The organism is Psychrobacter jeotgali (genome assembly GCF_904846315.1).
Lineage (GTDB): Bacteria > Pseudomonadota > Gammaproteobacteria > Pseudomonadales > Moraxellaceae > Psychrobacter > Psychrobacter jeotgali.
Genome location: NZ_CAJHAF010000001.1, coordinates 1508575 through 1521118, shown reverse-complemented (window position 1 = coordinate 1521118; position 12544 = coordinate 1508575). Strand labels below are relative to the sequence as shown.

Annotated in this window: 11 protein-coding genes; 9 read left to right on the top strand and 2 right to left on the bottom strand. The window is 40.1% G+C overall.

The window, feature by feature from the left end:
- The first annotated feature begins 22 nt into the window (after positions 1 to 22).
- Entirely contained in the window at positions 23 to 754 is a 732-nt protein-coding gene (locus JMX18_RS06065; RefSeq protein ID WP_201585746.1) for a DUF2057 family protein, read from the top strand.
- An 87-nt stretch (positions 755 to 841) separates the two neighbouring features.
- Here JMX18_RS06065 and JMX18_RS06060 read toward each other — a convergent pair whose 3' ends face one another.
- Both JMX18_RS06060 and JMX18_RS06055 read right to left on the bottom strand, forming a co-directional pair.
- Positions 842 to 1330 carry a Dps family protein gene (locus tag JMX18_RS06060; RefSeq protein WP_201585744.1) on the bottom strand — a complete coding sequence of 163 codons (489 nt, stop codon included), beginning with the start codon at positions 1328 to 1330 and terminating at the stop codon, positions 842 to 844.
- Positions 1331 to 1639: 309 nt separating this feature from the next.
- Positions 1640 to 2299, bottom strand: a complete 660-nt coding sequence (locus tag JMX18_RS06055) for a YcxB family protein (protein WP_201585741.1) — start codon at positions 2297 to 2299, stop codon at positions 1640 to 1642.
- A gap of 362 nt (positions 2300 to 2661) precedes the next feature.
- Between JMX18_RS06055 and serS the strand changes: the two genes are divergently transcribed.
- The 8 genes from serS to JMX18_RS06015 all read left to right on the top strand — a co-directional run bounded on the left by serS (position 2662) and on the right by JMX18_RS06015 (position 12394).
- The gene (gene serS / locus JMX18_RS06050; RefSeq protein WP_201585739.1) at positions 2662 to 3948 is read left to right on the top strand and encodes a serine--tRNA ligase; all 1287 of its coding nucleotides are present in this window, start codon (positions 2662 to 2664) and stop codon (positions 3946 to 3948) included.
- A 380-nt stretch (positions 3949 to 4328) separates the two neighbouring features.
- Positions 4329 to 6326, top strand: a complete 1998-nt coding sequence (gene tkt / locus JMX18_RS06045; RefSeq protein ID WP_201585737.1) for a transketolase — start codon at positions 4329 to 4331, stop codon at positions 6324 to 6326.
- Between the two features lie 324 nt (positions 6327 to 6650).
- Positions 6651 to 7868, top strand: a complete 1218-nt coding sequence (locus tag JMX18_RS06040; protein WP_201585735.1) for a PAAR domain-containing protein — start codon at positions 6651 to 6653, stop codon at positions 7866 to 7868.
- Between the two features lie 3 nt (positions 7869 to 7871).
- On the top strand, positions 7872 to 8405 hold the full coding sequence (locus JMX18_RS06035; protein ID WP_201585733.1) for a hypothetical protein: 534 nt from the start codon (positions 7872 to 7874) through the stop codon (positions 8403 to 8405).
- Between the two features lie 100 nt (positions 8406 to 8505).
- Positions 8506 to 9399, top strand: a complete 894-nt coding sequence (locus tag JMX18_RS06030; RefSeq protein WP_201585731.1) for a tetratricopeptide repeat protein — start codon at positions 8506 to 8508, stop codon at positions 9397 to 9399.
- Between the two features lie 503 nt (positions 9400 to 9902).
- Complete coding sequence (locus JMX18_RS06025) at positions 9903 to 10430, top strand: hypothetical protein (RefSeq protein WP_201585729.1); 528 nt, start codon at positions 9903 to 9905, stop codon at positions 10428 to 10430.
- A gap of 106 nt (positions 10431 to 10536) precedes the next feature.
- Positions 10537 to 11430 carry a tetratricopeptide repeat protein gene (locus tag JMX18_RS06020; RefSeq protein ID WP_201585727.1) on the top strand — a complete coding sequence of 298 codons (894 nt, stop codon included), beginning with the start codon at positions 10537 to 10539 and terminating at the stop codon, positions 11428 to 11430.
- A gap of 574 nt (positions 11431 to 12004) precedes the next feature.
- On the top strand, positions 12005 to 12394 hold the full coding sequence (locus tag JMX18_RS06015) for a hypothetical protein (RefSeq protein WP_201585725.1): 390 nt from the start codon (positions 12005 to 12007) through the stop codon (positions 12392 to 12394).
- The last annotated feature ends 150 nt before the right edge of the window (positions 12395 to 12544 follow it).

Here is a 12544-nt window from a genome sequence, read left to right as displayed (position 1 = left end):
TTTATTACTTATAGGATACGTTATGAAAATTACCGCCTCTTCGATCAAAAAACTAGCCATTAGTGCGATATTAGCTAGTGCTGGATCAGTATCTATGCTCTCGCATGCTGCAGTTACTTTACTAGTTGACGATCATATCAAGGTCACCGCTATTAATGGACAAGAGCTTAAACAAAGTATGTTTCAACCCTTGACTAAACAGTTTACCTTGCAGCCAGGTCAACACGTGATTACTGCTAAATATGATCGTCTTTATAATCTACCTCGCGATGAGCACGATTATCTACGTTCAGGAAACATTAGCGTAGCGGCTAACTTGGCAGACAATCAAACCTACCGCTTGACTATGCCTAATCAGCCTGAAAAATATGAGGCAGCTAAAGAGTATGCTGAACGTCCAACCTTGGCTGTACAACAAGGCAATGCTATTGTCGCTAGTCAAGAGAGTATCGCTGGTGATGATGGCGGGATTTTCTCGGGGTTAGGTAAAGCATTAGGTGGTGTGTTTGGTGGCGGCGGTGATGCTGAAGTACAAAACCAGCGTGCTATTGCCGCGCTAGGTCAAGCGCCAGCTGGCCAGTCAACAGTGACGCAAGGTAATGTCAATTCAGGAGCCGTATCTTCTACTACCTATACCGCTATACCGAGAACCAATGCTGCTCAGTCTGCTAACACTCTCGATAGTTTTATGCAATTATGGCTGCAAGCGACCCCTGCTGAGCGCGAAAAAATACGTCAATGGATTCAGCAATAAATCCAAAGCGAACATAAAAAAAGCACCTAAATTTAGGTGCTTTTCTAATTATATTACTTAATTTATTTTTTCTAGATGTTTAAGCGCTTATGATGCCAAAAAGGCATTGTACATCCAAACCAGCTTTTCTTGCTGCTGTACGTACTCATCAACTAAGTCAGCTGAACCTTGGTCTTCGGCTTCTTCTGCGGTTGCTGATACTACACGTTGTTCTTCAATAAGAGTTTGCAGACCATTAACTACGCCTTTTACACAAGCATTGCCATCATGAACATCTTTATCTTCTTTAATACTGGTATGCTGCGCAAAGTCGCTATAAGCATGCAGTGGCGTACCACCTAAAGTCAGGATACGCTCGGCAATTTCATCGATTTCAACCTGCAAATTGGTATACAAATCTTCAAATTGCTCATGTAGCGAGAAGAAGTGTTCGCCTTTTACGTTCCAATGATAGCCACGTACGTTAATATAAAAGATATGATAACTTGATAGTAAGTCGTTAAGTTTATCAATGACTGCGCTCATATCCGCTTTTTCTAGACCGATCTGGTTAGTAGTATTATTAGTATTACTCATAAATATTATCCTTATAGTTTGAGTGTGAATGTAAAGACTATTTGTAGAAGAATAAGAGTGTAGCAAGTCATCTAAGCTATTACTATGCTCGTTAATATATTGGAGCTTTTAGACTCATAAAGTTAACAAAACTTACGCATTTTACTTATGCATACTATGCGAGAGCTACGATTTTATTTTTCTTCTGCTCTGTCCTTCTACCTATGACTGCTATAATAGCAAATTCAGGTCTATAAGTTAAATTGATTAAATAAACATATACAATCTATTTCGCAAAACTAACGTTTGTAAAGTAGGCGTAAGTAAGGACTATGCTAGCGGCTGTATATGCTCGGTTTGAAGGCCGCGGACAGGCACTACTTCTTGCAAATGTTGACGTACGGTATCGATAGGGAACTTTTGCGTCTGCAAGCGTTTGGGTATAATTTGGCTGCCTTGTTGACCTTTCATCTCAAACATCATGAAAATATAATCATCAGTCTCATCCCAGCTTTTGACCGCGCTCCAAGGAATGACTGCTTGTTGGGTTGAGCCTGCACGCATTTGCATACCGCGCATTTGTGGGTTCTGCATAAGATCGGGCTGATTAACCGGCATAGCCATAACTAAACCATGCTTTTGCACTCCGAGCTTCATTTGGCGCATCTCGTCAGGCATTTCTTGGGCGGCGACTTGTTTTTCAAACTCTTTTTTGACATACCATTTAAAGCCAAGAGTACGTACCAATAAGTAAATAACCACTGAAACCAGCATTAGCCAAAAAATAATCGTTGAATATCCCGATACAAAAACCAATCCGGCAATCGCCAGTATGACCACCACCGCCATGATAATCCATTCTTTCATCTTGATGCTTTTTAAGCCGTATGAAGGGCTAGCATTGGTAAATAGCTCATACTGCGCTTGCTGAAATTCAGCTTCAGTGAGATCTAGCGCAACAGGTTGTAGGGTATAGGGATACAGGGCCATAAAGGTTTCTCGGATTGAAGTACTTAAATTGGAATACTTAGACTATTTAGACTAAAAGTAATGGCTATCAAAAGCAATGGGCGTTAGAGTGTTAGCGACCACGCCGACGCTAATAATGTAGCGTTAAGCAAGATAACCTATCACCTGCGCTTATCTTACCGAAAAGTGGGGTTAAAAGAAACATAATTACCATGCTAACGCTTACGCTGATGCTTGAAAGCACCGTCAAAGTAGTCAAATCTGCTGGGTCTTGGTATCATAACCACTAATTTATTTCTCTCTTTTCATTGCAGTTGTTTTATTCATATTTTATAGATTATTTTCTAACTTATTATTCACTCTCAGCGTTATAGGCTAATATTATGATTGACCCTAAACTCTTACGCGGTAACTTAAACGACTTACAACAGCAACTGGCCACTCGTGGTTACACGCTGGATATGGAGTTTTGGCAGACTATCGAGAATGAGCGTAAATCCCTCCAAGTAAAGACTGAAGAACTGCAATCGCAGCGTAATGCCGGAGCGAAGCAAGTCGGTGCGCTAAAAAAGGCAGGCGAAGATGCTAGTGAGTTATTAGCACAGATGCAAAGTGTGAGCGGTGAAATCAAAACCGCTGAAGAGGAGCTACGCACTTTACAGGAACGTATTAACCAAGCCGCTTTGCAAATTCCTAATATTCCAGAAGCAGACGTACCTGTTGGCAGCTCAGAGGAAGATAACATTGAGATGCGCCGCTGGGGTAATCCACGTGAGTTTGATTTTGAGATCCAAGACCATACGCATATTGGTGAAACTTTGGGTATGCTTGATTTTGAAGCTGCTGCAAAGCTTACGGGTAGCCGCTTTAATGTGCTTAAAGGTCAATTGGCGCAGCTGCATCGGGCATTGATTCAGTTCATGCTGAATACTCATACTAATAAGTACGGCTATCTTGAGACTTATATGCCTTATATCGTCAATAGCGAGAGCTTAACCGGTACTGGTCAGTTGCCAAAGTTCGAAGATGATTTGTTTAAATTGACCAATCATACCAATAACGAAGGCACTGACTTCTACTTGATTCCAACCGCTGAGGTGCCAATGACTAACTTGGTACGAGGTGAGCGCTTAGATATCAAAGCGTTGCCTTTGAAGTTTACCGCGCATACGCCGTGTTTTCGTAGTGAAGCCGGTTCGCACGGTCGTGATACCCGTGGTCTCATCCGTCAGCATCAATTTGAAAAGGTCGAAATGGTCAATATTGCGACATCTGAGCAGTCGGAAGAATTGCTTGAGGCGATGACCGCACAGGCTGAAGATATCTTGCAGCAGCTTAATTTGCCGTATCGGGTGATGAAGCTTTGTACAGGTGATATGGGTTTTGCCGCCCAAAAGACTTATGATATCGAGGTTTGGTTACCGAGCCAAGATACTTACCGCGAGATCTCTAGCTGTTCAAACTGTGGCGACTTCCAAGCCCGCCGTATGGGCACTCGGGTGAAAGACGGCAAGCAAACGGCTCTTGCGCATACTCTAAACGGTTCAGGTTTGGCAGTTGGACGTACCCTGCTTGCGCTAATGGAAAACCATCAAAACGCTGATGGCAGCATTACTATTCCAGAAGTATTGCGTCCGTTTATGGGCGGGGCAGAGACTATTTCCGCTTAAAGATAATAGGGCTTAGCCTAACTTATGGTTATCTACAATTGACTATTTATCATGCATTGCAGTCAAAATAGATTTTATTCTTATGGTTTAAGAAAACCAATATAAGTCATTGCCAAATACAAACGCTATAGCCACGCCATTTCTTAGCGTGACTATAGTCAATTATGTTAATATTGTAGCTTGAATTTTTAGCTTATATTTTGAAAGTGGCTGTTGCGCCTTTATAGCTGTATTCATAAGTTTTTACACCATTTTATAGCTTTACTAGTTTTTTATCTCTCTATTTTTATTTCTAAGTTTTTAAATAATACTATCTAACAAGCTTTTAGAAAGTTGTTTTCGAATACTTTTTCCTCTTATCCTCAATACTAGGACATTCTATGCCAGCTCCAATTAGCGAACGTAAACTTGCCAATGCCATCCGTGTATTGTCTTTTGATGCGGTGCAAAAAGCCAACTCAGGTCACCCCGGTGCACCGATGGGCATGGCTGATATTGCCGAAGTGTTATGGCGTAAATTTTTGAAGCATAACCCAGCTGATCCTAACTGGCACAACCGGGATCGTTTTGTTTTATCAAACGGTCATGGCTCGATGCTGATTTATTCACTACTGCACTTGTCAGGCTATAACGTTAGCGTTGATGACTTAAAGGGCTTTCGTCAGTTGCATTCAAAAACCCCCGGGCATCCAGAATATGGCTATACTGACGGGGTTGAAACTACTACGGGTCCACTAGGGCAAGGTATCGCTAACGCCGTTGGTTTTGCTATTGCTGAGAAGACTTTGGCTGCGCAGTTTAACCGTGACGGACATAATATCGTTGATCACCATACTTACGCTTTCTTAGGTGACGGTTGCCTAATGGAAGGTATTAGCCATGAAGTTTGCTCACTCGCTGGCACGTTAGGACTTGGCAAATTAGTCTTTTTCTATGATGACAATGGCATCTCTATTGATGGTGACGTCGAAGGCTGGTTCACCGATGATACCCAAAAGCGTTTTGAAGCGTACGGCTGGCAGGTGATTAATGTTGATGGTCATGATACCGATGCGATCACTAAAGCCACCGAACAAGCGATCAAAGAGACTAGCAAACCAAGTCTAATCATTTGTAAAACCATTATCGGTGTCGGTAGTCCAAATAAACAAGGTAAAGCCTCCAGCCACGGTGCGCCATTAGGTGACGACGAGATTGCTCTAACTCGTGATGAGCTGGCTTGGAAACATGCGCCATTTGAATTAGATGATGAAATCTATCAAGCATGGGACGGTAAAGCTAAAGGTGATACGCTTCAAAAGAACTGGGAAGCTGACTTTAAAGCTTATAAAAAAGCCTACCCAGAATTAGCAGAAGAGTTATTGCGTCGTCTGAATGGCGAGTTGCCAGCTGATTTTGCAAGCCAAGCGCAAGATTATATCCAGCAAACTCAAGAGCAGGGCGGCGATGTCGCTAGCCGTAAAGCCAGCCAAAATGCGATTAATACTTTGCAGCCACTACTGCCTGAACTCATGGGCGGCTCTGCCGATCTGGCAGGTTCAAACCTGACCTTGTTCAATGGCGCAAAAGGTATCGAGACTGACGCCGATGGTAACTATATTTACTACGGTGTGCGTGAATTTGGTATGACCGCGATTGCCAATGGTATCGCCTTGCACGGCGGCTTTATCCCTTACGTGGCAACCTTTCTGATGTTTATGGAATACGCACGTAATGCCGTCCGTATGGGCGCACTCATGAAGCAGCGCATCATTCATGTGTACACCCATGACTCTATCGGTCTGGGCGAAGATGGCCCGACGCATCAGCCGGTTGAGCAATTGACTAACCTTCGTACCACGCCGAATCTACGCACATGGCGTCCTTGTGATGCTACTGAATCTGCTACTGCTTGGATAGAAGCGATTAAATCAGAACATAACCCATCAGCACTGATCTTTAGTCGTCAAAGCTTGCCACATCAACAGCGTGACAGCGAACAAGTGACTAATATTACTAAAGGTGGTTATGTCCTAGCGAGAGAGCAGGGCGAGCTAAAGGCCATCATCATTGCGACAGGTTCAGAAGTGGGTCTTGCCATGCAAGCGCATCAAAAACTTAGCGAAAACGGTATTGGTGTCCGTGTGGTGTCTATGCCGTGTGCGGAGATTTTCATGGAGCAAGAAGCCAGCTATCGTGAAGCCGTATTACCTGCTGATATCCGTGCTCGCGTCGCTGTGGAAGCGGCGCATGTGGACTACTGGTATAAGTTCGTTGGCCTTGACGGCAAAGTCATCGGTATGACCACTTATGGCGAGTCTGCCCCAGCTAGTGATTTGTATAAAGAGTTTGGTATTACTACCGAAGCTGTGGTTGAAGCAGTGAATAGTTTGGTCTGATTTGTAGGCTGCGGCTTTAGCCCAGCGCTTAGCTATAATTTATAGCTGAGTTGATGACATTGTATGAAGAAGAGCTGCTGGATAATTCTGGTGGCTCTTTTTTTTGGTTTGTTTTGGAGCTAATCTCTGTTTTATAAATCTACGGCTACTACTAAATATTTAAAAGATAGATAGCTTGGTAACAAGCCACAAGACCCAATACATTATGTTAGCATGCAATTGATATTTGTTTGTCTTTCTGTTTAACTAAACGCAACTTTGTTTAATAAACAATATACTTCTTCGCAAAATAAGTTTTTAGAAAAATACTTTCAGGACAATATCATGGCAGCTTATATCACAGTGGGTGCAAAAACCACTCATGGCGGTGAAGTCATTACTGGGTCACCACATACTACGCACAATGGCGTCCAAGTCTCGCGTAAAGGTGATAAAGTCATCTGCAAAAAATGTAAAAAACTCACTACTATTCTCACAGGCGATCCCTCATTCATCGTGGACGGTGCACCTATTGCTCGCGAAGGTGATGTCACTAGTTGCGGGGCAAAGCTAATTGCTATTCAGCAGTCGTTTGCAGAGTCGGACTTTGAAGTATTCGGCGTTGAGCAGCCTGAGCCAAAGTTTGAACAACCCGCACCTTTACAATTTCCAAAGTCTGATCCAGAAAGCTTGTTTGCTAGTTTAAAAAACACTGAGAATGAAGAAAAACCTGAAAAGGTTCATTTTGCTATTGAAGTCGTTGAATTTAATAGTGATGGTGATTATTTGGACAGTTATGATTTAGCAGACAATCCTAGTGGTTTACTAGCTGCTGATTCTACTTGGTATAAAGAAGAAGGTTTTGGGAATCAGATATCTACTCTTGGAAAAGATACCTACGAACTACTTGTTAATCAGGTGACGTCGTATTTTGAAGGTGCTCAAACAAAAGGTAAAGAGTTAGTTAAAAATACGGTTGATCCTTTTAAAAATCCTAGAAGTATAGCTCCTATAACTCTTGGTATTTTGGAAGAAGGAATAAAAACCTTCCCTCAAAGAACTAGGGCTTCGGCAGCAACCGCTATGCTGCAATTTGGACAAAGAACGGACGTAGACTTCGTCTATATAGCAGGCGGCGGTGGCGTCAAACATTTTGCTATAGAGACATCAATGGCTGTAAATGCACATAATGGTAGAGTATATGAGCCAATAGCTGCAAACGCTAATGTCAATACTAATAAAGCACCTTTCATCGGTGTACAAATAGGAGTTGGGCGTATTATAAATAGCAATATCAAAAGTAAAACTGATGCCACTGACATTATATTATCAGGTCAAGGTCACTCCTATTCGGTTGAATTCGGTCCTGCAAGTACTGCTTTTGAAACTACCCATGATGGTAAAATAACCGCTGGAACGGGTAGTGTAGGTAAAGACATCTCTATTGGAGGTAAGAAAAACAGCTCTTCTATTGGTGCCAGTAAAGGTTCAACAAATATGGAGTTGGCTATAGGTTTCAAATACAACGCTGCAAAAAATATTATTGAATACGTAGGAAAATAATTCGTGAAAATAATGGGTAGGGAATACAAATTACCTGATATTTTACTTATTACCTTCGTTATTATTTTATTTATATGGACTATAGACTTAGAACCAGATAAAGAGCTTGAAATATATCAACAGGAATTGATTAGGAAGGAAAGCTGGCTACTTTCCGAGTTAGATAATATCGCAAATTTTATGAGTTTTAGAAGGAGCGAATATGATTACGCTAATCGCGAAGTCTGGTTCTACTCTTGGTATTATGGCTACGATTTTGATAAGGATAGACTGTTGCAGTTGCATGACTATCTTCTACGAAAAGACTGGGTAGATATAACTAATCAAACTGATAAAAACGATTATATGGCTCGAACTATAGAAAAATCTGACGAAACAGTTGAACATATGCGAATTTTATGTAATGACAAAGCCACTATTCTGCTATACATGACAGATATGCAAAAAGATACTGAATATGAATCGTCCAATATTCGTACTTTGATAGAGCTGTTGTATGATTACAACTTACCCTGCTACGATCTAAATAAAGAATAGTACAACAGTGCCAGTACTATAAAACTAAATAGTTGAAACTATTGTGTTTAGAATTCAGATGTGAAGATAGATAAAAATTAAGTTATCCAAAGGAACTTCAATGTACCAAAAAAAAATTGAAGCTTTAACTCAGTCTCTATTACTGAGCACGGTGTTATTCAGTTGCCTAACCATTTCCGCTTGTTCAGCGGAACCTTTAAATATTCCTGAATCAGTCCAGCAAAATGATCCCAAACAAACATACGAGCTTGGCCTTGCCTACTACGAGGGCGACTCTGTTCCTGAAGACGATGACAAAGCATTTAAGCTATTTCAACAAGCGGCCAACCAAGACTACGCTCCTGCTGAGCACTATTTAGGTCTAATGTATTATGACGGTTTGGGAGCAGAAAAGGACTATCAAAAAGCATTTGCATGGATGCAAAAAGCGGCCAATCAAGGATATGCCGATGCTCAATTTGGTCTCGGTATTATGTATGGAAGTGGAGTAGGTATTGATCAGGATTATAAAAAAGCCATGCAATGGTATTTATTAGCAGCTGATAATGGATCTCTTGATGCTCAAAACAACATTGGCACAATGTACTACTTTGGTAGAGGCGTACCACAAGATTACGGTAAAGCTTTTGAATGGTACAAAAAAGCTGCTAAACAGAATGTGGGACTCGCACAATTTAATCTTGGTGGTCTTTACGAGAACGGTCAAGGCGTTCCACAAGACTACGATGAAGCTTTTGTATGGTACAAAAAGGCCGCCGATCAAGGAGTAGATGTGGCACAACTTAATATTGGTGGTCTCTACGAAAACGGTTATGGCGTCCCACAAGACTATGACGAAGCTTTTGAATGGTACGAAAAAGCCGCTGATCAAGGTAATCAAGAGGCCAGTAATAGAATTGGTAGGTTGGTAATGAATAATAAAATCGATAATAAAGATATCGTTATATATAGCACTGAAGATACAGGACTCACATTAGGTGATATTGAAAAATAATATCAAAGCAAGCATAGAGTAAATGAGGAGCAGCGTAACCCACCAGTATTAAAAAAGTCATCATTCAAATCGGTGGCGCCTTGTCATCATTCTCTACGAGAGTGTGACAAGCGAGCGTAGGGTGGATTAGCGTTATTGGCAGGATAACCTACAGTTTTCGTAGGGTGCGCCCAGCGCACCTACGCATAAACATCAAACAATAAATTGAATGCACTCAAATATGCAAATGAACCTACCCTAAGCTACTTATAAATATACTTTCAACTTCGATATTTAATTCTTAAATGGTGCGCGGGGCGCACCCTACGTGATCTGCTTTTGAAACCACTCATGATGGTAAAATAACTGGAGGGGTTATCAGTGCAGGTAAACATCTCTCTTTTGGAGGTAATAAAAATAGCTCTTCTATTGGCGTTAGTAAGAGCTCTACAAATATGGAAGAAGCAACGGAGATGAAATATAAAGCTGCAAAAAATATTATTGAATACGTAGGAAAATAATTCGTGAAAATAATGGGTAGGGAATACAAATTGCCTAATATTTTACTTATTATCTTCGTTGTTATTTTATTTATATGGACTATAGACTTAGAACTAGATAAAGAACTTGAAATATATCAACAGGAATTGATTAGGAAGGAAAGCTGGCTTGTATCCGAGCTTGATAGTATTGCTAACTTTATGAACTTCAAAGTAAGCGATTATAGGTACTTCAATAGGAAGGTATGGTATACGTCCAGATATGTAAGTCCTCAATACGATAAGAATGAATTATTAAGATTATATAACTATCTTATAAAAAAAGGCTGGGTAGATATTACAAGCGAAATCGACAGAGACGAGTATATATCAAAAACTGCAAGTCAATCAGAAGAAACTGCGAAGTACGTTCATATCTTGTGTAATAAAAAAGCGACAATTTTTATGTATATGACTGACATGCAAAATGATTATGTTATTGATTTGTTCAAAACACGTACTCTGGTAGAGCTTAAATACGATTACAGCCTTCCCTGCTATGATTTAAATTAATAATAGCGTAGTGTTCCTAACATCTCAAACTACGAGAAATGAAGTTATCGTAAACAGAATTGAATCATAAAGATATGCGTAGAATAAATGAGCTAGAGGATCTTCAATGTATAAAAAAACTATCTATACCTTAACTCAGTCTTTACTGATAACGGTAACGCTATCAGTTGGACTAACTGTTTCAGCTTGTTCAGCGGAACCTTCAAATATCACTGAATCAGTAAAGCACAATGATCCTAAACAAACATACGAGCTGGGATTGGCCTACTACGAGGGCGACTCTGTTCCTGAAGACGATGACAAAGCTTTTGAGCTATTTCAAGCAGCTGCCGATCAAGGCTATGCGCCTGCTGAGTACTATTTAGGTCTAATGTATTATGACGGTTTGGGAGTAGAAAAGGACTATCAAAAAGCATTTGCATGGGTGCAAAAAGCAGCCAATCAAGGATATGCCGAAGCTCAATTTGGTCTCGGTATTATGTATCATGAAGGTATTGCTGTTGAACAAGATGAGCTAAAAAAACTTGAATGGTTTCAACAAGCTGCTAACCAAGGAAACGTCGATGCTCAACATCATATGGGCGTAATTTATCATGAAGGTATTGGTATTGATCCGGATTATAAAAAAGCAATGGAGTGGTATCTATTAGTAGCTGACAACGGATCATCTGATGCTCAAAATAATATTGGCGCGCTATATTATTTTGGTAAAGGCGTAAAACAAAACTATGATAAGGCTTTAGAGTGGTATACCAAAGCTGCTGATAAAAGGTTAGATGTAGCACAGCTGAATATTGGTGATCTTTACGAGAACGGTCAAGGCGTACCACAAGATTATGATAAAGCTTTTGAATGGTACAAAAAAGCAGCCGACCAAGGCAATCAAGAGGCCAGTAATAGAATCGGTAGATTGGTAATGGATAATAAAATCGATGATGAAGGTATCATTATATACAGTACCGAAGACACAGGGCTTACGTTAGGGGATATTGAAAAATAATGTCAAAGCAAGCATAGAGTAAATGAGGAGCAGCGTAACCCACCAAAATCAGAAAAATCATCACTCAAATTGGTGGCGCCTTCCCATCATTCTCTACGAGAGTGTGACAAGTCTAACGCCACCCTACGGCAAACATCATATTTCACCCGCTCGTAATGCTTTGCTTTTGCTAAAGGTGAGCGAGGTGACAGTAAAGTATTGGTCTAAGTAAAAGGTTGCAATACTGCCGAGGGACGAGGCACGAATGAACCGTTAAAGAAAACCGAGCCGTGACCCGCATAATTTCTCATCTTTAAAGCAGCAGATATCGAGGCTAAGCTTTTTGTTTTTTCTCAAGCTTTAAATTTAAGTTATATTGCTGCGCTGAATGCATCCCAAAATTCTCTTTTTTTACATGTCTAAGAAATCAATCAGATATTTCATAATATTAATTAGCGTTGCGCTTTGTATATTAATTTAAAGAAACAGTGCTTTGAGGTGTATATTTGTAGTGAGAAGTTGACTCAATATAGATACTCACCTAATATAAAGTATCAAGATATTCTACATAATAATATTACTAGAGGTGCATATCATGTCAAAGAAATCCGTTAAGAACGATAAGATAGATAATAATAAATTAAGCAAAAGGGATCAAAAAATGCAAGCTAAACAAGACAAGAAGCGTCAAAAGGAACAAAATAAGATAGATAAACAACGCCAAAAAGAGCAGGATAAAATAGATAAGAAGATTCAAAAAGAGCAAGATGAAGTAGATAAAAAGTACCAAAAAGAGCAGGCTAAACTAGACAAGAAGCGTCAAAAAGAACAAGATAAGATAGACAAAAAGATGCAGAAAATGTTAGATAAGATTAACCAAGAGGCGCAGAAAAAGCAGGATAGAATAGATACCCTAGTTCAGAAAAAACAAAATAAGAGAACTGGTAATATTGATAAAAGCCAAGATCAACCATGGCAGTATTAAACAATTTAGTCAGATATTGCTCTAATATCTGCTAAGTTTATATTTAGGTTTTCGATCATAATACTGTTAAATAACCAATAACTTATCTGAAATAAAACCTTACTTGTGTAGTGATGAATCCAATTTTAGACGTTGAAACTAAGCGTTTAG